Source organism: Micromonospora yasonensis (assembly GCF_026013475.1).
Classification (GTDB): Bacteria; Actinomycetota; Actinomycetes; order Mycobacteriales; family Micromonosporaceae; genus Micromonospora; species Micromonospora yasonensis.
The window spans coordinates 38,502-58,228 of sequence record NZ_JAPDPH010000017.1; the positions used below are offsets into that span (position 1 = coordinate 38,502).

Here is a 19,727-nt window from a genome sequence, read left to right on the forward strand (position 1 = left end):
GGGCATACGGATAGAGGAACAAGGGGTTACAGCGATGCCAGGAAAGGGCGACGCTCCGGTGCTTCCGGGCGCGCGGGCGGTTGCGCGGCACGTGCGCATCTCGCCGATGAAGGCGCGCCGGGTGGTCAACCTCGTCCGCGGCCTGCCCGCGAAGGAGGCGCTCACGGTGCTGCAGTTCGCGCCGCAGGCTGCGAGCGAGCAGGTGTACAAGGTGCTCGCGAGCGCGATCGCCAACGCGGAGAACAACGAGCGGCTGGACCCCGACGCGCTGCTCGTCAGCGAGGCGTTCGTCGACGAGGGCCCGACGATGAAGCGGTTCCGGCCGCGGGCGCAGGGCCGGGCGTACCGGATCCGCAAGCGGACCTGCCACATCACCGTGGCGGTCGAGGCCGTGGCGCCGGCCGCGCCGAAGAAGTCGGCGAAGAAGGCCGAGCCGGCGAAGAAGGCCGCATCGGCGACGCAAGCCGAGGCTGCTGAGGGGCAGAGCACGACGGAGGGTGCCGAGTAATGGGTCAGAAGGTTCACCCCACTGGGTTCCGGCTCGGCATCTCGACCGACTGGAAGTCCCGCTGGTTCGCGGACAAGCTCTACAAGGACTACATCGGCGAGGACGTCAAGATCCGCCGGATGATGTCCAAGGGCCTGGAGCGCGCCGGCATTTCCAAGGTCGACATTGAGCGCACCCGGGACCGGGTCCGCGTCGACATCCACACCGCCCGGCCGGGCATCGTCATCGGCCGTAAGGGTGCGGAGGCCGACCGGATCCGGGGCGAGCTGGAGAAGCTCACCGGCAAGCAGGTCCAGCTGAACATCATCGAGGTGAAGAGCCCCGAGTCGGACGCGCAGCTGGTCGCCCAGGGCGTCGCCGAGCAGTTGTCCAGCCGGGTCAGCTTCCGTCGGGCCATGCGCAAGGCGATGCAGTCCGCGATGAAGAACCCGGTCTGCAAGGGCATCCGGGTGCAGGTCTCGGGCCGTCTCGGCGGCGCCGAGATGAGCCGGACCGAGTTCTACCGCGAGGGCCGGGTTCCGCTGCACACGCTGCGGGCCAACATCGAGTACGGCTTCTTCGAGGCCCGTACCACCTTCGGCCGGATCGGCGTGAAGGTCTGGATCTACAAGGGCGACGCCGTCCCGGGCCGGGAGGCTCCGGCCGAGGCCGGCCCGTCCCGCCCGCGCCGTGAGCGCGGCGAGCGTCCCGAGCGGCCGCGCCGTGGCCGGTCGGGTTCGTCCGGCACGACCGCCGGTGGCACCGAGGCCGGCCGGGCTGCCGCGACCACCATCGCGCAGCAGGCCGAGACGCCGAGCGGCGAGCCGGTGGATGCCGGCGCTGTCGCCGCGACCGCGTCCGCTCCGGCTCCGACTCAGCCGGCAGAAACGCAGCAGGAGGGCTGACAGATGCTGATGCCGCGCAAGCCCCCGAAGGGCTTCCGCAAGCCGCACCACCCGGACCGCCACGGCGCGTCCAAGGGCGGTAACCGGGTGGTGTTCGGCGAGTTCGGGATCCAGGCTCTCGAGCCGGCGTACGTGACCAACCGCCAGATCGAGTCGGCGCGTATCGCGATGACCCGTCACATCAAGCGTGGCGGCAAGGTCTGGATCACGATCTTCCCGGACCAGGCCCTCACCAAGAAGCCGGCGGAAACCCGGATGGGTTCCGGTAAGGGTTCGCCCGAGTGGTGGGTCGCCAACGTCAAGCCGGGGCGGGTTCTCTTCGAGATGTCCTTCCCCAACGAGCAGATCGCGCGAGAGGCGATGCGTCGCGCGATCCACAAGCTCCCGATGAAGTGCCGCATTGTTACGCGCGAAGTGGGTGAATCCTGATGGCAGCGGGCGTCAAGGCCTCCGAGCTGCGTGAGCTCTCCGAGGAGGAGCTGGTCACGAAGCTGCGTGAGGCGAAGGCGGAGCTGTTCAACCTCCGCGTGCAGGCCGCAACCGGGCAGCTGGACAACAACCGGCGGCTGCAGGTCATCCGTCGGGAGATCGCCCGGATCTACACGATCATGCGTGAGCGTGAGCTGGGTCTCTCGGCCGCGCCGACTGAGGTGACTGCATCATGAGTGAGAACACCACCACCGCCGCCGCACGGGCCCGCCGCAAGGTGCGTGAGGGCCTCGTGGTCAGCGACAAGATGGAAAAGACCGTCGTGGTCGAGGTCGAGGACCGGGTCAAGCACGCGCTGTACGGCAAGATCATGCGCCGGACCAGCAAGCTCAAGGTCCACGACGAGCAGAACTCCGCCGGGATCGGCGACCGGGTCCTGATCATGGAGACCCGGCCGCTCTCCGCCACCAAGCGGTGGCGGCTCGTGGAGATCCTCGAGAAGGCCAAGTAGCGAAGGCTCGAGCTCGGCCGGACCGGTCGGGCGCAGGTTCCGCCAGGCTCCGGCCGCCTCTGGGCGGCCGGAGAACCGGCAGACATAGGAGATAGACGTGATTCAGCAGGAGTCGCGACTGCGCGTCGCCGACAACACGGGTGCCCGGGAGATCCTGTGCATCCGGGTTCTCGGTGGCTCCGGTCGGCGCTACGCGAGCATCGGCGACGTCATCGTGGCCACGGTCAAGGACGCGATCCCCGGTGCCGGTGTGAAGAAGGGCGACGTCGTCAAGGCGGTCGTCGTTCGCACCGCCAAGGAGAAGCGGCGGCCGGACGGCTCGTACATCCGCTTCGACGAGAACGCCGCCGTCATCATCAAGGACGGTGGGGACCCGCGCGGTACCCGCATCTTCGGCCCGGTCGGGCGCGAGCTGCGGGACAAGCGGTTCATGAAGATCATCTCTCTCGCGCCGGAGGTGTTGTGACCGTGAAGGTCAAGAAGGGCGACACGGTCGTCGTCATCGCCGGCAAGGACAAGGGTGCCAAGGGCAAGGTCATCGCGGCCTACCCGCGGCAGGACAAGGTCCTCGTCGAGGGCGTGAACCGGGTCAAGAAGCACACCCGCATCAGCACCACCCAGCGTGGCGCCAAGACCGGTGGCATCGTCACCCAGGAGGCCCCGATCCACGTCTCGAACGTGCAGGTCCTGGACTCCGACGGTAAGCCGACCCGCGTCGGTTACCGGATCGACGACAACGGCCAGAAGGTCCGCATCGCGCGTAGCACCGGTAAGGACCTGTGATGACCACGGCTACCGAAACCAAGACCATGCCGCGCCTCAAGGAGCGGTACCGCAACGAGATCGTGGCCGAGCTGCAGAAGCAGCACAACTACGGCAACCCCATGCAGGTGCCGCGGCTGGTCAAGATCGTCGTCAACATGGGTGTCGGCGAGGCCGCTCGGGACGCCAAGCTGATCGACGGCGCGGTCCGTGACCTGGCCACCATCACCGGCCAGAAGCCGCAGGTGCGGCGCGCGACCAAGTCCATCGCGCAGTTCAAGCTGCGTGAGGGCATGCCGATCGGTGCGAAGGTCACCCTCCGGGGTGACCGGATGTGGGAGTTCCTGGACCGGCTGCTGTCCATCGCGCTGCCGCGTATCCGCGACTTCCGCGGCCTGGACGGGCGCAAGCTCGACGGGCACGGCAACTACACGTTCGGCCTGACCGAGCAGTCGGTGTTCCACGAGATCGACCAGGACAAGATCGATCGCCAGCGGGGCATGGACATCACGGTGGTCACGACCGCCACGACCGACGACGAGGGCCGGGCGCTGCTCAAGCTCCTGGGCTTCCCGTTCAAGGAGAACTGAGATGGCCAAGAAGGCGCTGATCCTCAAGGCGGCCGCGAAGCCGAAGTTCTCGGTTCGCGCGTACACCCGCTGCCAGCGGTGCGGGCGTCCGAAGGCGGTCTACCGCAAGTTCGGTCTCTGCCGGGTGTGCATCCGGGAGATGGCCCACCGCGGTGAGCTGCCCGGCGTGTCCAAGGCTTCCTGGTAATAGCCCGGCGCGCTTCGCGCGTCAGCTGAACTGTCTCTTCGCCGTAGGCCCCGGGCCTGGCCCGGGGAACCCCGGCGAGAAAGGTTGACGAATTTCATGACGATGACCGACCCGATCGCAGACATGCTCACGCGTCTGCGTAACGCCAACCAGGCGTACCACGACCGGGTGACGATGCCCTACTCGAAGATCAAGGCGAACATCGCCGAGGTCCTCAAGGCCGAGGGTTACATCGCCACCTGGTCGGTCGAGGAGCCCGAGGAGGGCGCCGTCGGCAAGCGACTGGTCGTCGAGCTGAAGTACGGCCAGAACCGCGAGCGGAGCCTGGCCGGCATCAAGCGCGTGTCCAAGCCCGGTCTCCGGGTGTACGCCAAGTCGGACGGGCTCCCGCGGGTGCTCGGCGGGCTGGGCGTGGCGATCATTTCGACGTCCCAGGGGCTGCTCACCGACCGGCAGGCCCGCAAGCGGAGCGTTGGCGGGGAAGTCCTCGCCTTCGTCTGGTAACGGGAGACAGGTAGAAATGTCGCGTATTGGACGTAAGTCGATCCCGGTGCCAGCCGGCGTCGACATCACGATCGACGGCCAGACCGTGAAGGTCAAGGGCCCCAAGGGCGAACTCAGCCACGTCCTCGCTGAGCCGATCACGGCGGAGCGGGGCGAGGACGGCCAGCTGCACGTCAACCGGCCGAACGACGAGCGCAAGGCCAAGGAGCTGCACGGCCTGAGCCGTACGCTGGTGGCCAACATGATCGTCGGAGTGACCGAGGGCTACCGCAAGAGCCTCGAGATCGCCGGCACCGGTTACCGCGTCACGGCCAAGGGCAAGGACCTCGAGTTCGCGCTCGGGTTCTCGCACCCGGTCCTGGTCCCGGCGCCGGAGGGCATCACCTTCACGGTCGAGAAGCCGACGCTGTTCCACGTGGCCGGCATCGACAAGCAGCAGGTCGGCGAGGTCGCCGCCAACATCCGGAAGATCCGTCCGCCGGAGCCCTACAAGGGCAAGGGCGTGAAGTACCAGGGCGAGGTCATCCGCCGTAAGGCTGGAAAGGCAGGTAAGAAGTGAGCGCCACGCTGCTCAAGCGCCGCCGCGGCGTCGCCGCCAAGCGTGCCGTCGGGCGTGCGCGTCGGCACTTCCGGGTCCGCAAGAACATCAGCGGCACCACCGAGCGTCCCCGCCTGGTCGTCACCCGCTCGCTGCGGCACATCGTCGCCCAGATCGTGGACGACACCAAGGGTCACACCCTGGCGTCGGCCTCGACCATGGACGCCTCGCTGCGCGGTGCCGAGGGCGACAAGAGCGCCCTGTCCGGCAAGGTCGGCGCCCTGCTCGCCGAGCGGGCCAAGGCCGCCGGCGTCTCGAAGGTCGTCTTCGACCGCGGTGGCAACCGGTACGCGGGGCGGGTCGCCGCGCTTGCCGACGCCGCCCGCGAAGCCGGGCTCGAGTTCTAGAAACCCCGTCACGAGAGAGAAGGAAGGCTGCTGATGCCAGGTCAACAGCGCCGTGGCGGCGGGTCCGGTGGCAACGAGGGTGGTCGCCGCGACAACCGCCGTGAGGGCGGCCGCGGAAACGCGCCCGTCGAGAAGACCCCGCACCTCGAGCGGGTCGTCGCGATCAACCGCGTCGCCAAGGTCGTGAAGGGTGGTCGTCGCTTCAGCTTCACCGCCCTGGTGATCGTGGGCGACGGCGACGGCACCGTCGGCGTGGGCTACGGAAAGGCCAAGGAGGTGCCCGCGGCGATCGCCAAGGGTGTCGAGGAGGCCAAGAAGCACTTCTTCAAGGTGCCGCGGATCGGCGCCTCGATCCCGCACCCGGTGCAGGGCGAGGACGCGGCCGGTGTGGTGCTGCTCAAGCCGGCCTCGGCCGGTACGGGTGTCATCGCCGGTGGTCCGGTGCGTGCCGTGCTGGAGTGCGCGGGCATCCACGACGTGCTCTCCAAGAGCCTCGGCTCGTCGAACCCGATCAACATCGTGCACGCCACGGTGGCGGCCCTGAAGGCGCTCGAGTCGCCCGAGGCGGTCGCGGCCCGTCGTGGTCTGCCGGTCGAGGACGTCGCGCCGGCCGCCATGCTGGCGTCGCGGGCGGGGGTGGCGTCCTGATGGCGCGCCTGAAGGTCACCCAGGTCCGGTCCGAGATCGGGACCAAGAAGAACCAGCGTGACTCGCTGCGTTCCCTCGGTCTCAAGCGGATCAACGACGTGGTGGTCAAGGAGGACCGGCCGGAGATCCGCGGCATGATCTTCACGGTCAACCACCTCGTGAAGGTCGAGGAGGTCGAGTAATGACGATCAAGGTCCACCACCTGCGTCCGGCGCCCGGGGCCAAGACCGACAAGACCCGTGTGGGTCGCGGTGAGGGCTCGAAGGGCAAGACCGCCGGTCGCGGTACCAAGGGTTCGAAGGCCCGGAAGAACATCTCGCCGGCGTTCGAGGGTGGGCAGATGCCCATCCACATGCGCCTGCCGAAGATGAAGGGCTTCAAGAACAAGTTCAAGGTCGTCTTCCAGGTGGTCAACCTGGACCGGCTCGCCGAGCTCTTCCCGAACGGCGGCCAGGTCGGCCCGGTCGAGCTGGTCGAGGCCGGCGCGGTCCGCAAGGGCCAGCCGGTCAAGGTGCTCGGCACCGGCGACCTCGGCGGTGTGGCGCTCCAGGTGTCGGCGCACGCGTTCAGCGCGTCGGCCAAGGAGAAGATCGCCGCCGCCGGCGGCTCGGTCACCGAGCTGTAAGGCACTGTCGTGGCGCCCGCTCAGTTGTCCACAACTGGGCGGGCGCCATGGTCTACCGGCCGGATGTGCGCCGGGTAACATCGGATTCGTTTTATGTAGCCGGGCACATCTGCCCGGACCGGGGTGGGGCTGTTAGAGTCCCATCCCAGCCATGGATATCGGGCACTCGCCCGGCACCCACCCCGCTCCGCCAGGGACGACCGGCGGCCCGCGTCGCGCAGGAGGAAGAAGTTGCTGTCCGCCTTTCTCAGTGCGTTCCGTACGCCTGACCTGCGCAAGAAGCTGCTGTTCACAGTAGGCATCATTGCGGTGTACCGGCTTGGCGCCACGCTGCCCAGCCCTGGGGTCTCGTACGGCAACGTCCAGAAGTGCCTCGACACCCTCCAGGGTGGCAGCACCGGCGTGCTGAACCTGTTGGACCTCTTCTCGGGTGGCGCACTGCTCCAGCTGTCGGTCTTCGCGCTCGGCATCATGCCGTACATCACCGCGTCGATCATCCTGCAGCTGCTGACGGTGGTCATCCCGCGGCTCGAGCAGCTCCGCAAGGAGGGCCAGGCCGGCCAGGCGAAGATCACCCAGTACACCCGGTACCTGACCCTGGGTCTGGGCATCCTGCAGTCGTCCGCGTTCGTGGCGCTGGCCCGCTCCGGCCAGCTGTTCAACAACCAGTGCGACCAGTTCCCGATCATCCCCCGGGACACCGGGATCCCGGACTGGCTGACGCTCAGCATCCTGGTCATGACCATGACCGCCGGTACCGGTGTGGTGATGTGGCTCGGCGAGCTGATCACCGACCGCGGCGTCGGCAACGGCATGTCCGTCCTGATCTTCACCTCGATCGCGGCCCGGCTCCCCAGCGAGGGCTGGAAGATCAAGACCACCAAGGGCTGGGGGATGTTCGCCCTGGTGATCGTGCTGGTCCTGGTGGTCATCACCCTGGTCACCTTCATCGAGCAGGCCCAGCGCCGGATCCCGGTGCAGTACGCCAAGCGCATGATCGGCCGGCGGATGTACGGCGGCACCTCCACCTACATCCCGCTCAAGGTGAACCAGGCCGGCGTCATCCCGGTCATCTTCGCCTCGTCGCTGCTCTACCTGCCGCAGCTCATCCTTCAGTTCTTCGACCAGAACAACCCGGGCAAGACCCAGGCCTGGATCCAGAACCACATCGTGAAGGCGAGCTCGCCGGAGCACATCGCGATCTACTTCCTGCTGATCATCTTCTTCACGTACTTCTACGTGTCGATCACGTTCAACCCGACCGAGGTCGCGGACAACATGAAGAAGTACGGCGGCTTCGTGCCGGGCATCCGCCCCGGCAAGCCGACGGCCGAGTACCTCGACTTCATCCTGAGCCGGATCACCCTGCCGGGCGCGCTCTACCTGGGCGTCATCGCGATCCTGCCGAACTTCTTCTTCATCTGGCTCGACAACCAGCAGTTCCAGAACTTCCCGTTCGGCGGCACCGCTGTGCTCATCATGGTCGGCGTCGGTCTGGAGACCGTGAAACAGATCGAGAGCCAACTCATGCAGCGGAACTACGAAGGGTTCCTGCGGTAGATGCGACTCGTTCTGGTTGGCCCGCCGGGCGCGGGCAAGGGCACACAGGCGGAGTTCATCGCGGCCCACCTCTCGGTGCCGAAGATCTCGACCGGTGACATCTTCCGCGCCAACGTCTCCCAGGGCACGCCCCTGGGAGTCGAGGCGAAGCGCTACATGGACGCCGGCAAGCTGGTCCCGGACGAGGTCACCATCAACATGGTGCGGGACCGGCTCGCCGAGCCGGACGCCAGCGAGGGGTTCCTGCTCGACGGGTTCCCGCGTACGACGCCGCAGGCCGCCGCGCTGGACAAGCTCCTCGCCGACCTCGGCACCGCGCTGGACCTGGTGCTGGAGCTCGTCGTCGACGACGACGAGGTGATCCGTCGGCTCTCGGGCCGGCGTACCTGCCGCGGCTGCGGGAAGATCTGGCACGTCGAGTTCGACGCCCCCACCCACGAGGGGATCTGCGACCGCTGCGGCGCCGAGCTGTTCCAGCGGGACGACGACAAGCCGGAGACCATCGCGGCCCGGCTCCGGGAGTACGCCGAGAAGACCGCGCCGCTGGTCGACTACTACGGCGCCCAGGGCAAGCTCGTCGGCATCGACGCGACCGGCCCGGTGGAGGATGTCACCGTCCGCGCCATCGACGCCCTGCGCTCGTACGGCGGCTGACGTCCCGCTGGCGATCCCGGCGGATAGAGTGCGAACAGCGGGGTACGTCCGGCGTGCCCCGCTGTTCCGCGCAACGAAAGGTAACGCGTCCATGCGTCGTCCCCAGCTGGACATCCAGCTGAAGACCCCCGACCAGATCGAGTCGATGCGGGCCGCCGGTCTGGTGGTCGCCCGTGCGCTGCGTCGGATGCGGGAGGCGGTCGCCCCCGGGGTGACCACCGCCGACCTGGATGCGATCGCCGAGGCCACCATCCGCGAGGCCGGCGCGATCCCGTCGTTCAAGGGCTACCACGGCTTTCCGGCGTCGATCTGCTCGTCCGTGAACGAGCAGATCGTGCACGCCATCCCGTCGTCGAAGCAGATGCTCCGCGAGGGCGACCTGATCTCGATCGACTGCGGCGCGGTACTGAACGGCTGGCACGGCGACGCGGCCGTGACCGTCGGCGTCGGCGAGGTCGATTCGGCCCTGCTGAGGATGGCCGCGGTGGCCGAGGACGCGATGTGGGCCGGGATCGCGGCCGCCGCCCGGGGGACGGCCAGCGGCAAGGGCCGGCTCACCGACATCTCGCACGCGGTGGAGAACGCGGTCCGCAAGGGCGGCCGGTACGGCATCGTCGACGGGTACGGCGGCCACGGGATCGGCACCGAGATGCACCAGGACCCGCACGTGCTGAACCACGGGCGCCCGGGGAAGGGTCCCCGGCTTGTGCCGGGCATGGCGCTGGCCATCGAGCCGATGATCACCATGGGCTCGCCGCGGACCGAGGAGTTGGCGGACGGCTGGACCGTGGTCACCCGCGACGGGTCGACGGCGGCGCACGTCGAGCACTCGATCGCCCTGCTGGACGACGGGGTGTGGGTGCTGACCGCCGAGGACGGCGGCCGGTCCCGGCTCGGCGACCTGGTCACCGCCCGGCAGCCGGCGAACTCCCCGGCGGCCTGACCCGGCCGGGTTCGCCGACCGTGGTCCGTTCGTCGACCGGCTGCGATCCGTCCACGTCATCAGGTTTGTAGGCGCTCATCGGGAACTTCCTTCCCGGATGGGACGGCTCTGCCCGGTCCGTCATCGCTGCGACGATGGTCCGGAATCAGCCCCTCCTCGTTGGTGGTCCCGCTGTTGGCCACCTTGGCCACCCGCCAGTGGCCAGCGTCACCGCAGGCCGGGGCGAGGCTTGACGAATTTCTCCGGCAGATGACCGATCGGGCGGCCGGTTTGGCGACGGCACGCAGGCGGGCGTACACTTTCTGATCGGCGCACAGCGTCCACTCCGGCATGCCCACCCGCGCTTCGGTGGGAGCTGGAGCCGCGGCTGGCGCGGGTTTCCTGATTTCGGTCAGTTCACCCGTGTAAGACGTTGTGGGCCGTCCGGAGCAACCGACGTCAGGACAGCGGAGGACATGCCGAAAAAAGACGGAGCCATCGAGATCGAGGGTCGGGTCATCGAGCCCCTGCCGAACGCCATGTTCCGGGTGGAGCTCGCGAACGGCCACAAGGTGCTGGCTCACATCAGTGGCAAGATGCGGCAGCACTACATCCGCATCCTGCCGGAGGACCGGGTCGTCGTCGAACTCTCGCCGTACGACCTGACCCGCGGGCGCATCGTCTACCGCTACAAGTAAGCCTGACGGCGGCCGGGACGTTCCCGTGTCCGTCTTCGACGTCCGGCGCGCGCACCGTCGCGTCTCCGGGCCAGATGGGAAGTAAGGCAACCGTGAAGGTCAAGCCGAGCGTCAAGAGGATCTGCAACAAGTGCCGGGTGATCCGCCGGCACGGCCGGGTCATGGTCATCTGCCAGGACCCGCGCCACAAGCAGCGCCAGGGCTGACGCCCCACACATCATCAGCTCGTCCCAGCCGCGAGCGGTACGCAGCGCGTACCCCCTCGTGGTTGACCCCCGGTCGGAGGCCGGGGCCCGCTCGGGCAGCGACCGCTCCCGGTCGCCGGCGCACGACGCGCCGGAAGGACAGGGACGGTCGGTAGCGGGGTGGGACGGGTCCACACCTCCGCCACAACATCACGAGGAGTACGCCCGCACATGGCACGTCTAGTCGGCGTCGACCTCCCCCGCGAGAAGCGGATGGAGATCGCGCTCACCTACATCTTCGGGGTCGGTCGCACCCGCGCCCTGGAGACGCTCGCCGCGACCGGCATCTCGCCGGACAAGCGCGTTCGGGACCTCACGGACGAGGAGCTGGTCGAGCTCCGGAACCACATCGAGGCCAACTACAAGGTTGAAGGCGACCTGCGCCGCGAGGTCGCCGCTGACATCCGCCGCAAGGTCGAGATCGGCTGCTACGCCGGTATCCGCCACCGCCGGGGCCTGCCGGTTCGTGGTCAGCGGACCAAGACCAACGCGCGGACCCGGAAGGGCCCGAAGCGGACCGTCGCCGGCAAGAAGAAGCCCGGCAAGAAGTAACTAGGAGCGCACAGACTTATGCCACCGAAGGCTCGTGCCGGAGCCGCCGTCAAGAAGGTCCGGCGCAAGGAACGCAAGAACGTCGCCCACGGGCAGGCGCACATCAAGAGCACCTTCAACAACACCATCGTGTCCATCACGGACCCGACCGGTGCGGTCATCTCCTGGGCCTCCTCCGGCCAGGTGGGCTTCAAGGGCTCCCGCAAGTCGACCCCGTTCGCCGCTCAGCTGGCCGCCGAGGCCGCCGCGCGTCGGGCGATGGAGCACGGCATGCGCAAGGTCGACGTGTTCGTCAAGGGCCCCGGCTCCGGCCGGGAGACCGCCATCCGTTCGCTGCAGGCCGTGGGCCTCGAGGTCGGGCAGATCTCCGACGTCACCCCGCAGCCGCACAACGGGTGCCGTCCGCCGAAGCGTCGCCGGGTCTGAGAGGTTAGAGAGAGATGGCTCGTTACACCGGTGCTGACTGCCGCCGTTGCCGGCGGGAGAAGATGAAGCTGTTCCTCAAGGGCAGCAAGTGCGATGGCCCGAAGTGCCCGTTCGAGTCCCGGCCGTTCCCGCCCGGGCAGCACGGCCGCGGCCGCACCAAGGAGACGGAGTACCTGCTCCAGCTCCGTGAGAAGCAGAAGGCCCGCCGGGTCTACGGCGTGCTGGAGAAGCAGTTCCGCGGCTACTACGAGGAGGCCGTGGGCAAGAAGGCGAAGACCGGTGAGGTCCTCCTGCAGATCCTCGAGTCGCGGCTGGACAACGTGGTCTACCGGGCCGGCTACGCCAAGTCCCGGGACATGGCCCGTCAGCTGGTCAAGCACGGTCACTTCACGGTGAACGGCAAGAAGGTCGACATCCCGTCGTACCGCGTCAAGGAGCACGACATCATCGAGGTGCGTGCGAAGAGCAAGGAACTCACCCCGTTCCTGGTGGCGCAGGGTGAGGCCGGCTCGCGGACCGTTCCCGCGTGGCTCGAGGCCATCCCCAGCCAGATGAAGATCCTCGTGCACTCGCTCCCGGCCCGCCAGGTGATCGACACCCAGGTCCAGGAGCAGCTGATCGTCGAGCTCTACTCCAAGTAAGGGCTCGTTGCGGTGGCCCGCCCTCCGGGGCGGGCCACCGGAACAGTTTGTCGGGCGTCATATGGCGGGCGCCCCGGAAGAGAAGAGAAAAGATGCTCATCAGCCAGCGACCGTCTCTCTCCGAAGAGTCGATCAACGAGACCCGGTCCCGGTTCACCATCGAGCCGCTGGAGCCGGGCTTCGGCTACACCCTGGGCAACTCGCTGCGGCGCACGCTGCTGTCGTCCATCCCGGGCGCGGCGGTGACCTCGATCAAGATCGACGGTGTGCTGCACGAGTTCACCACGATCCCCGGGGTCAAGGAGGACGTGGTCGAGCTCGTCATGAACATCAAGGAGCTCTGCGTCAGCTCCGAGCACGACGAGCCGGTCAGCATGTACCTGCGCAAGCAGGGCCCGGGCGACGTGACCGCCGGTGACATCCAGCCCCCGGCCGGTGTCTCGGTGCACAACCCGGACCTGAAGCTCGCCACCCTCAACGGCAAGGGCCGGCTCGACATGGAGCTGACCGTCGAGCGGGGTCGGGGCTACGTCACCGCCGCGCAGAACAAGCAGGCGGGCGCCGAGATCGGCCGGATTCCGGTCGACTCGATCTACTCGCCGGTGCTCAAGGTGACGTACCGCGTCGAGGCGACCCGTGTCGAGCAGCGGACCGACTTCGACCGGCTGATCATCGACGTCGAGACCAAGCCGTCGATGGGCCCGCGTACCGCGCTGGCCTCGGCCGGTTCGACGCTGGTGGAGCTGTTCGGGCTGGCCCGGGAGCTGGACGAGACCGCCGAGGGCATCGACATCGGGCCGTCCCCGCAGGACGCCCAGCTGGCGGCGGACCTGGCTCTGCCGATCGAGGAGCTGGACCTCACCGTCCGCTCCTACAACTGCCTCAAGCGCGAGGGCATCAACTCCGTTGGTGAGCTGATCGGGCGTACCGAGGCGGACCTCCTCGACATCCGGAACTTCGGTCAGAAGTCGATCGACGAGGTCAAGATGAAGCTCGCCGGGATGGGCCTGGGGCTGAAGGACTCGGCTCCGAACTTCGACCCGGCGCACGTCGTGGACGCCTTCGGCGAGGCCGACTACGACACCGACGACTACCGCGAGACCGAGCAGCTCTAAGTCCGGCTGCCGCCACATCTGAGGAGCACCAACAATGCCCACGCCCACCAAGGGCCCCCGCCTCGGCGGCAGCCCCGCGCACGAGCGGCTGATGCTGGCCAACCTGGCCATGTCGCTGTTCCAGCACGGCAAGATCCAGACCACCGAGACGAAGGCCCGGCGGCTGCGTCCGCTGGCCGAGCAGCTGATCACCAAGGCCAAGCGGGGCGACCTCGCCTCGCGTCGGCGGGTGCTGGCCGTCGTCAAGGACAAGGACGTGGTCTACACCCTGTTCGACCAGATCGCGCCCCGGTACGCCAACCGCAACGGTGGCTACACCCGGATCGTGAAGACCGGCCCGCGCAAGGGTGACGCCGCTCCGATGGCGATCATCGAGCTGGTGGAGGAGCTTCAGGTCGCCGAGCCGAAGGCGAACAAGAAGACCGCCGCCCGCAAGGCCGCGCAGCAGGACAAGGTCGAGGCCCTGGCCCCGGCCGAGGAGACCCCGGTGTCGGCCCCGGCCGACCAGGACTCCGAGCCGCCGGTGCACGCCTCCGGTGACACCGCCGAGGCGCGCGAGGACAGCGACGAGGCCGGCGAGGACAAGGCCTGAAGCTGAGGCACATCGTCGGGCCCGGCATCCCTCCCTGGGGTGCCGGGCCCGACGCCGTCAACGGGAGGTACGAGGTGGACGAGCGGACCCGGCTGCGGCTGGACGTCTCGTACGACGGCACCGACTTCTCCGGCTGGGCCGCCCAGCCCGCCCGGCGCACGGTCGCCGGGGTGCTGATGGAGACAGTGGACCTGGTGCTCGGCGCCGGGACCGCGACCGGGCTGACCGTGGCCGGCCGGACCGACGCCGGCGTGCACGCCACCGGGCAGGTCTGCCACCTCGACCTGCCGACCGAGGTCTGGCGGCAGCACGAGGGGAGGCTGGTGCGCCGGCTCGCCCGGCTGCTCCCGCCCGACGTGCGGGTCCGGGCGATGACCGAGGTGCCGGCCGAGTTCGACGCCCGCTTCTCGGCCACCTTCCGCCGCTACGAGTACCGGGTCACCGACGCCCCGTGGGGCGCGGAGCCGCTGCGCCGTACGGACACCCTCGCCTGGCCCAAGCCGCTGGATCTGACGGCGCTGAACGCCGCCGCGGCTGGGCTGGTGGGGGAGCACGACTTCGCCGCGTACTGCCGGCGCAAGGAGAACGCCACCACGCTGCGCGAGGTGACCCGGCTGGACTGGCGGCGGGAGCCGGACGGGATCCTGGTCGCCACCGTGCAGGCCGACGCGTTCTGCCAGAACATGGTGCGCAGCCTGGTCGGCGCGATGCTGGTCGCCGGGGACGGCCGCCGGCCGGTCGCGTGGCCGGCGAGCCTGCTGACCCGCCGGGAGCGGTCCAGCGAGGTGACCGTGGCGCCGGCGCACGGGCTGGCCCTGGTCGAGGTCGGCTACCCGGATGACGCCGCCGGGTACGTCCGCCGCGCCGAACTCACCCGCCGTCTCCGGGTGCCGGTCGCCGAGGGCTGACCGCCGGCCCGGCCCGGCGGCGCGTCTTCAGTTACCGGTGCCGTCCTGGCCGGTGGTGCCGTCCGTCGGGGTCTCGGTGGACTGGCTGGCCACCCCGCCGTTCGCCCGGCGCTCCAGCACGCCGCGGTTCAGGTGGACCTCGATCAGGTCGTACAGGATCTGCCGAACCGTGGCATCGGTGGTCGTGATCCGTTCCCCGTCCGCCCGGGTGACCAGGCAGTACGCGATGTAGTGGCCGCGTACCTGCCAGCCGACCCGGGCGGCCGCCTTGCCCACCGCCTCGGTGTTGTCACCGGCGGTCATGCCCCGGAACCGGCCCTGCCGTTCGTCGAGCAGTTGCCGGATCCGGTCCCGCGCGCGCTGGGCGCTGGCCACGTCGGTGAGGTTGAACAGGCCGGCCGTGAGCAGGTATTTGCCGTCGGGGGAGCGCAGGGTTGCCCGGACCACCTGGTTGCAGCCGAGACGGACCAGCATGTCGGCGATCTCACCGGTGGCCGCGACCGGGCAGCTGCCGCTGGAGCTGGTCTTCAACACCTCGTACGCCGGCTGGCCGTCGGTGACCACCAGCCGGCTGCCCGGGAAGACCTCCTTGGCGGTGAGCGCCAGCTGGTCGGTGTCCCGGGAGTCCAGGTCCGTACCGTCGGCGGCGCTGGACTGCTCCACCACCGGTTGACCGGTGGGCGTGCCGGCCTGCGGGGTGCCGGTCCGGTCCCGGAGCAGGGCGGCGACGGCCAACCCGCAGAGCGCGAGCAGGACCAGGACGGCGAACCCGCCGATCAGCGCCTGCCAGGTCCGGCCGCCGCGCCGCCGTTCGTCCCCGCGGGTGCGGGACAGATCCGGCGGCTCGGCGGCCCGGAAGGCCGGTGACGGCTGCGGGACGGCCGGCTGCGGCGCCGCCACGGTGGCCGGGGGCACGGCCGGATCGGCGACGGGACGGGCCGGCTGCGGCTGCGGGGCCGGTGCCGGCGGCTGAGCGACGTCGGTGGCCGGGCGGGTGGGCCGCACCGGCGGGGGCAGCGACGGGGTGGGGAAGCGGGACGGTGAGGGCCCCGCGGGCGGGGGCGGCGTGGCGCCGGGCACGGACGGGTCCGACCCGGACCTCGGGTACTCCAGGAAGGCGTCCTCATCGGACTCGTACCGATACACCATGTGAGCCACCTTAGGACTGATTGCCCCTTTAGAGGGTAATATCGCGAAATTCCGGCGGTGTTGCGTCACGCCTGTCCGCCGTACCGTCGCCGACGCCCGAGGTGAGCGGTGCGACAATGCCCGACGTGACCGGCGACCACTACTTCACCGCTGAGCCCACGAGCGCCGCCCAGCCGCGCGAGGTCGAGTTCTCCGTCGCCGGGCGCGACTACACCCTCGCCTCGGCCGGCGGGGTCTTCTCGGCCGACCGGCTCGACCCCGGCACCGCCGTGCTGCTGCGCAAGGCCGAACTGCCGGCCGGTGACGTCACCGGTGCGCTGCTCGACATCGGCTGCGGCTTCGGCCCGATCACCTGCGTACTGGCCACCACCGCGCCGGCCGCCACGATCTGGGCGGTCGACGTCAACCAGCGTGCCCGGGACCTCACCGCCGCCAACGCCGCACGGGTCGGCGCCGCCGACCGGGTCCGGGTCCGCGCCCCGGCCGACGTACCGGATGACCTGACCTTCGCCCAGATCTGGTCGAACCCGCCGATCCACATCGGCAAGGCGGAGCTGCACGAGCTGCTGCTGCGCTGGCTGCCCCGGCTCACCCCGGACGGGGTCGCCTGGCTGGTCGTCGCCCGGCACCTCGGCGGCGACTCGCTGCACCGCTGGCTGGTCGAGCAGGGCTGGCAGGTGACGCGGCACGCCAGCCAGAAGGGCTACCGGGTGCTGCGGGTCACCCGATAATCGAGTGTCGCCGGTCCCGGCCCCTCGGGCAGGATGCCCGCGTGGGATACGTGGACGTGGCTGGGGTCGGGCACATCCTCCCGGACGGCCGGGAGCTCTTCGCCGAGGTGTCGTTCCGGGTCGGTGAGGGCGCCAAGGTGGCCCTGGTCGGGCCGAACGGCGCTGGCAAGACGACGCTGCTCCGGATGGTCGCCGGTGACCTGCCGGTGAAGACCGGCGCGATCGCCCGCTCCGGCGGGCTCGGCGTGATGCGCCAGTTCATCGGCATGATCGGAGACGACTCCACGCTCGCGGACCTGGCCCTCGGGCTCGCCCCGCCGGCGCTGCGGGACGCCGGCCGCCGGCTCGTCGAGACCGAGGCGGCCATGCGGGCGGCCGAGGTCCGCGGCAAGTACAGCACCGCCGCAGGCAAGGCCCAGCTCGCGTACGCGGACGCGCTGGCCGCCTGGGGCGAGGTCGGCGGGTACGACGCCGAGGTGCTCTTCGACACCGTCGCCACCATCGTCCTCGACCTGCCCTGGGACGCCGCCCGGGAGCGGCCGGTGCGGACCCTCTCCGGCGGCCAGCAGAAGCGCTTCGCCCTGGAGTTGCTGCTGCGCGGCCCGGACGAGGTGCTCCTCCTCGACGAGCCGGACAACTTCCTCGACGTACCCGGCAAGCGCTGGCTGGAGGGCCGGCTGCGGGAGTCCGGCAAGTCGGTGCTCTACGTCTCGCACGACCGGGAGCTGCTGGCGCAGACCGCCGACCGGGTGGTCGCCGTGGAGGGCGGCAGCGCCTGGGTGCACCCGGCCGGCTTCGCCAGCTGGCACGAGGCGCGGGTGGCCCGGCACGCCCGCCTCGACGAGCTGCGCAAGCGCTGGGACGAGGAGCACCAGAAGCTGCGCGAGCTGATGCTGATGTACAAGCAGAAGGCCGCGTACAACGACGGGATGGCCTCGCGCTACCAGGCCGCGCAGACCCGGTTGCGCAAGTTCGAGGAGGCCGGGCCGCCGCCCGTACCCCCGAAGGACCAGGACATCCGGATGCGGCTGACCGGCGGGCGGACCGGCAAGCGCGCGGTGATCGCCGAGCAGCTCGAACTCGACGGCCTGACCTACCCGTTCGACCTGGAGCTGTGGTACGGCGACCGGGTCGCGGTGCTGGGCGCGAACGGCACCGGAAAGTCACACTTCCTCCGCCTGCTCGCCAGGGGCGGCACCGACCCCGACCCGGCCAACACCCCGGTGGACGCAGCGGCGCTCGCGCCCGTCGCGCACGACGGGGTGATCCGCCTCGGCGCGCGGGTCCGGCCCGGGCACTTCTCGCAGACCCACGACCGGCCCGAGCTGATGGACAAGACGCTGGTCGACGTCCTGTGGCGGGGCGACGAGCACCGCGCCGGCATGGACCGGCACGCGGCGATGGCGGCGCTGTCCCGCTACGAGCTGGCCGGGCAGGGCGACCAGCGGTTCGGCACCCTGTCGGGTGGACAGCAGGCCCGCTTCCTGGTGCTGCTGCTGGAGCTCTCCGGGGCGACCCTGCTGCTGCTCGACGAGCCCACCGACAACCTCGACCTGGCCTCTGCCGAGGCGCTCGAGGCGGGCCTGAACGCGTTCGAGGGGACGGTGATCGCGGTGACCCACGACCGCTGGTTCACCCGCTCGTTCGACCGGTTCGTGCTCTTCGGGGGGGACGGCGAGGTGGTGGAGACCCCGGAGCCGGTCTGGGACGTCAAGTGATCGACGACGAACTGGCCGACCGGCTCTGCGCGGTCGACGGGGTGGTCGCGGTGGCGCTCGGCGGCAGCCGGGCCCGAGGCGACCACCGGCCCGACTCCGACTGGGACCTCGGGCTCTACTACCGGGGCCGGCTCGACGTGGCCGGGCTGCGCGCGGTGGCCGCCACGGTCGCCGACGGTACGGTGGACCTCACCGCGCCGGGTGGCTGGGGGCCGTGGGTCGACGGGGGCGGCTGGCTGCGCGTCGGCGGGGTGGCGGTGGACTGGATCTACCGCGACCTCGACCGGGTGCACGCCGTCTGGGACGACTGCCGGGCCGGCCGCTACACCGTCGGCGTGCAGGCCGGCCATCCGCTCGGGTTCTACTCGCACGCGTACGCGGGTGAGGTGGCGCTGAGCCGGCCGCTCGCCGATCCGACCGGGGAGCTGAGCGCGTTGCGGGCGGAGACGCTCGCCTACCCGTCCGCTCTCGGTGCGGCGCTGGTGGCCGGTGGCTGGGAGGCCGGCTTCCTGCTCGACGGGGCGGCGAAGGGTGCGGCGGGCGGGGACGCCGGCTACGTGGCCGGCTGCCTGTTCCGGGTGGTCGGGGTGCTGGTCCACGCCCTTCATGGCCGGGCCGGGCGATGGCTGGTCAACGAGAAGGGCATGATCGCCTCGGCGGGGCGGCTGCCGGGCGCGCCGCCCGACTTCGCCCGCCGGGCGCAGGCGCTGTTCGGCGCGGTGGGGCGTACCCCTGCGGAGCTGGCCCGGACGCTGGCCGACGCGCGGCGGCTGGCCGCCGACGTGCTCGGCTGAGCGGCGTGCCACGGGCGGCGGGAAGGTGCCGGGGCGCTATGGAGCTGATGTCGTGAACGACTCACCCGGGAGGCCGGCCGGGCCTGCGGGCTCCGCCGGTGGCCGGCGGCGGGCGGCATAGGGTGGATCTCGTGACTGAGATGACCTACCGCCGACTTGGCGACTCCGGGCTCGTGGTGTCCGTGGTCGGCATCGGCTGCAACAACTTCGGCCGCAAGCTCGACCTCGACGGCACCCGCGCGGTGGTCGACGCCGCGCTCGACGCCGGCATCAACTTCTTCGACACCGCCGATATCTACGGCGAGCCGCAGGGCGGCTCCGAGGAACTGCTCGGCCAGGCGCTCAAGGGCCGCCGGGACGACGTGGTGGTCGCCACCAAGTTCGGCATGGACATGCACGGCCTGAACGGGCCGGATCACGGCGCCCGGG

At 70.1% G+C, this 19,727-nt stretch carries 31 protein-coding genes; 30 read left to right on the top strand and 1 reads right to left on the bottom strand.

Annotated features, from left to right (window positions below):
* Positions 1 to 34: 34 nt before the first annotated feature.
* The 26 genes from rplV to truA all read left to right on the top strand — a co-directional run bounded on the left by rplV (position 35) and on the right by truA (position 14,906).
* On the top strand, positions 35 to 508 hold the full coding sequence (gene rplV, locus ONA70_RS06205; RefSeq protein ID WP_265005365.1) for a 50S ribosomal protein L22: 474 nt from the start codon (positions 35 to 37) through the stop codon (positions 506 to 508).
* Positions 508 to 1,392: a 30S ribosomal protein S3 gene (rpsC, locus tag ONA70_RS06210; RefSeq protein WP_265005366.1), complete on the top strand. Its 885-nt coding sequence runs from the start codon at positions 508 to 510 to the stop codon at positions 1,390 to 1,392. The genes rplV and rpsC overlap by 1 nt, the downstream gene beginning before the upstream one ends.
* A 3-nt stretch (positions 1,393 to 1,395) precedes the next feature.
* Positions 1,396 to 1,821 (top strand): 50S ribosomal protein L16, encoded by a 426-nt coding sequence (rplP, locus tag ONA70_RS06215; RefSeq protein ID WP_073834927.1) that lies wholly within the window; start codon positions 1,396 to 1,398, stop codon positions 1,819 to 1,821.
* Positions 1,821 to 2,057, top strand: coding sequence for a 50S ribosomal protein L29 (gene rpmC, locus ONA70_RS06220; RefSeq protein ID WP_007073028.1), 237 nt, complete (start codon positions 1,821 to 1,823; stop codon positions 2,055 to 2,057). The genes rplP and rpmC overlap by 1 nt, the downstream gene beginning before the upstream one ends.
* A complete protein-coding gene (rpsQ, locus tag ONA70_RS06225; RefSeq protein WP_073834926.1) occupies positions 2,054 to 2,332 on the top strand; it encodes a 30S ribosomal protein S17 in 279 nt (92 codons plus the stop codon). The genes rpmC and rpsQ overlap by 4 nt, the downstream gene beginning before the upstream one ends.
* Positions 2,333 to 2,429: 97 nt before the next feature.
* On the top strand, positions 2,430 to 2,798 hold the full coding sequence (rplN, locus tag ONA70_RS06230) for a 50S ribosomal protein L14 (RefSeq protein WP_007073026.1): 369 nt from the start codon (positions 2,430 to 2,432) through the stop codon (positions 2,796 to 2,798).
* Positions 2,795 to 3,115, top strand: coding sequence for a 50S ribosomal protein L24 (gene rplX, locus ONA70_RS06235; RefSeq protein WP_007465276.1), 321 nt, complete (start codon positions 2,795 to 2,797; stop codon positions 3,113 to 3,115). The genes rplN and rplX overlap by 4 nt, the downstream gene beginning before the upstream one ends.
* Positions 3,115 to 3,684, top strand: a complete 570-nt coding sequence (gene rplE / locus ONA70_RS06240) for a 50S ribosomal protein L5 (protein ID WP_073834925.1) — start codon at positions 3,115 to 3,117, stop codon at positions 3,682 to 3,684. The genes rplX and rplE overlap by 1 nt, the downstream gene beginning before the upstream one ends.
* Position 3,685: 1 nt before the next feature.
* Entirely contained in the window at positions 3,686 to 3,871 is a 186-nt protein-coding gene (locus ONA70_RS06245; RefSeq protein WP_007073023.1) for a type Z 30S ribosomal protein S14, read from the top strand.
* 96 nt (positions 3,872 to 3,967) lie between these two features.
* A complete protein-coding gene (gene rpsH / locus ONA70_RS06250) occupies positions 3,968 to 4,375 on the top strand; it encodes a 30S ribosomal protein S8 (RefSeq protein ID WP_013288624.1) in 408 nt (135 codons plus the stop codon).
* Positions 4,376 to 4,391: 16 nt separating this feature from the next.
* On the top strand, positions 4,392 to 4,934 hold the full coding sequence (rplF, locus tag ONA70_RS06255; RefSeq protein ID WP_265005367.1) for a 50S ribosomal protein L6: 543 nt from the start codon (positions 4,392 to 4,394) through the stop codon (positions 4,932 to 4,934).
* Positions 4,931 to 5,320: a 50S ribosomal protein L18 gene (gene rplR / locus ONA70_RS06260; RefSeq protein ID WP_265005368.1), complete on the top strand. Its 390-nt coding sequence runs from the start codon at positions 4,931 to 4,933 to the stop codon at positions 5,318 to 5,320. The genes rplF and rplR overlap by 4 nt, the downstream gene beginning before the upstream one ends.
* Before the next feature lie 33 nt (positions 5,321 to 5,353).
* Positions 5,354 to 5,968, top strand: coding sequence for a 30S ribosomal protein S5 (gene rpsE / locus ONA70_RS06265; RefSeq protein WP_073834922.1), 615 nt, complete (start codon positions 5,354 to 5,356; stop codon positions 5,966 to 5,968).
* Positions 5,968 to 6,150 (top strand): 50S ribosomal protein L30, encoded by a 183-nt coding sequence (gene rpmD, locus ONA70_RS06270; protein WP_013473693.1) that lies wholly within the window; start codon positions 5,968 to 5,970, stop codon positions 6,148 to 6,150. The genes rpsE and rpmD overlap by 1 nt, the downstream gene beginning before the upstream one ends.
* Positions 6,150 to 6,593 carry a 50S ribosomal protein L15 gene (gene rplO, locus ONA70_RS06275; protein ID WP_265005369.1) on the top strand — a complete coding sequence of 148 codons (444 nt, stop codon included), beginning with the start codon at positions 6,150 to 6,152 and terminating at the stop codon, positions 6,591 to 6,593. Before rpmD ends, rplO begins: the two co-directional genes overlap by 1 nt.
* A 231-nt stretch (positions 6,594 to 6,824) precedes the next feature.
* Entirely contained in the window at positions 6,825 to 8,153 is a 1,329-nt protein-coding gene (secY, locus tag ONA70_RS06280; RefSeq protein WP_265005370.1) for a preprotein translocase subunit SecY, read from the top strand.
* Entirely contained in the window at positions 8,154 to 8,807 is a 654-nt protein-coding gene (locus ONA70_RS06285; protein WP_265005371.1) for an adenylate kinase, read from the top strand.
* Positions 8,808 to 8,898: 91 nt separating this feature from the next.
* Positions 8,899 to 9,750: a type I methionyl aminopeptidase gene (gene map / locus ONA70_RS06290; RefSeq protein ID WP_265005372.1), complete on the top strand. Its 852-nt coding sequence runs from the start codon at positions 8,899 to 8,901 to the stop codon at positions 9,748 to 9,750.
* A gap of 455 nt (positions 9,751 to 10,205) precedes the next feature.
* A complete protein-coding gene (gene infA, locus ONA70_RS06295) occupies positions 10,206 to 10,427 on the top strand; it encodes a translation initiation factor IF-1 (RefSeq protein ID WP_007073013.1) in 222 nt (73 codons plus the stop codon).
* A 92-nt stretch (positions 10,428 to 10,519) separates the two neighbouring features.
* The gene (gene rpmJ, locus ONA70_RS06300) at positions 10,520 to 10,633 is read left to right on the top strand and encodes a 50S ribosomal protein L36 (protein WP_073834917.1); all 114 of its coding nucleotides are present in this window, start codon (positions 10,520 to 10,522) and stop codon (positions 10,631 to 10,633) included.
* A gap of 210 nt (positions 10,634 to 10,843) precedes the next feature.
* Complete coding sequence (gene rpsM / locus ONA70_RS06305; RefSeq protein WP_265005373.1) at positions 10,844 to 11,224, top strand: 30S ribosomal protein S13; 381 nt, start codon at positions 10,844 to 10,846, stop codon at positions 11,222 to 11,224.
* 18 nt (positions 11,225 to 11,242) lie between these two features.
* Positions 11,243 to 11,650 carry a 30S ribosomal protein S11 gene (rpsK, locus tag ONA70_RS06310; RefSeq protein ID WP_013288613.1) on the top strand — a complete coding sequence of 136 codons (408 nt, stop codon included), beginning with the start codon at positions 11,243 to 11,245 and terminating at the stop codon, positions 11,648 to 11,650.
* A gap of 14 nt (positions 11,651 to 11,664) precedes the next feature.
* Positions 11,665 to 12,291, top strand: a complete 627-nt coding sequence (rpsD, locus tag ONA70_RS06315) for a 30S ribosomal protein S4 (RefSeq protein WP_265005374.1) — start codon at positions 11,665 to 11,667, stop codon at positions 12,289 to 12,291.
* Positions 12,292 to 12,383: 92 nt separating this feature from the next.
* Positions 12,384 to 13,406, top strand: a complete 1,023-nt coding sequence (locus ONA70_RS06320; protein WP_007073009.1) for a DNA-directed RNA polymerase subunit alpha — start codon at positions 12,384 to 12,386, stop codon at positions 13,404 to 13,406.
* A 34-nt stretch (positions 13,407 to 13,440) separates the two neighbouring features.
* Entirely contained in the window at positions 13,441 to 13,998 is a 558-nt protein-coding gene (gene rplQ / locus ONA70_RS06325; RefSeq protein ID WP_265005375.1) for a 50S ribosomal protein L17, read from the top strand.
* Between the two features lie 74 nt (positions 13,999 to 14,072).
* Positions 14,073 to 14,906: a tRNA pseudouridine(38-40) synthase TruA gene (gene truA / locus ONA70_RS06330; protein ID WP_265005376.1), complete on the top strand. Its 834-nt coding sequence runs from the start codon at positions 14,073 to 14,075 to the stop codon at positions 14,904 to 14,906.
* A gap of 27 nt (positions 14,907 to 14,933) precedes the next feature.
* On the opposite strand, the gene ONA70_RS06335 is transcribed toward truA, so the two are convergent.
* Positions 14,934 to 16,055 (bottom strand): hypothetical protein, encoded by a 1,122-nt coding sequence (locus ONA70_RS06335; protein WP_265005377.1) that lies wholly within the window; start codon positions 16,053 to 16,055, stop codon positions 14,934 to 14,936.
* Positions 16,056 to 16,180: 125 nt separating this feature from the next.
* Here ONA70_RS06335 and ONA70_RS06340 point away from each other — a divergent pair, with 125 nt between their 5' ends.
* From ONA70_RS06340 to ONA70_RS06355, 4 genes are all read left to right on the top strand, one after another.
* On the top strand, positions 16,181 to 16,786 hold the full coding sequence (locus ONA70_RS06340) for a class I SAM-dependent methyltransferase (protein ID WP_265005382.1): 606 nt from the start codon (positions 16,181 to 16,183) through the stop codon (positions 16,784 to 16,786).
* A 41-nt stretch (positions 16,787 to 16,827) separates the two neighbouring features.
* Positions 16,828 to 18,504 (top strand): ABC-F family ATP-binding cassette domain-containing protein, encoded by a 1,677-nt coding sequence (locus tag ONA70_RS06345; protein ID WP_265005378.1) that lies wholly within the window; start codon positions 16,828 to 16,830, stop codon positions 18,502 to 18,504.
* Positions 18,501 to 19,298 (top strand): nucleotidyltransferase domain-containing protein, encoded by a 798-nt coding sequence (locus ONA70_RS06350; protein WP_265005379.1) that lies wholly within the window; start codon positions 18,501 to 18,503, stop codon positions 19,296 to 19,298. Before ONA70_RS06345 ends, ONA70_RS06350 begins: the two co-directional genes overlap by 4 nt.
* A gap of 122 nt (positions 19,299 to 19,420) precedes the next feature.
* Positions 19,421 to 19,727, top strand: a 307-nt coding sequence (locus ONA70_RS06355; RefSeq protein ID WP_265005380.1) for an aldo/keto reductase, incomplete at its 3' end; no start/stop codon positions are given.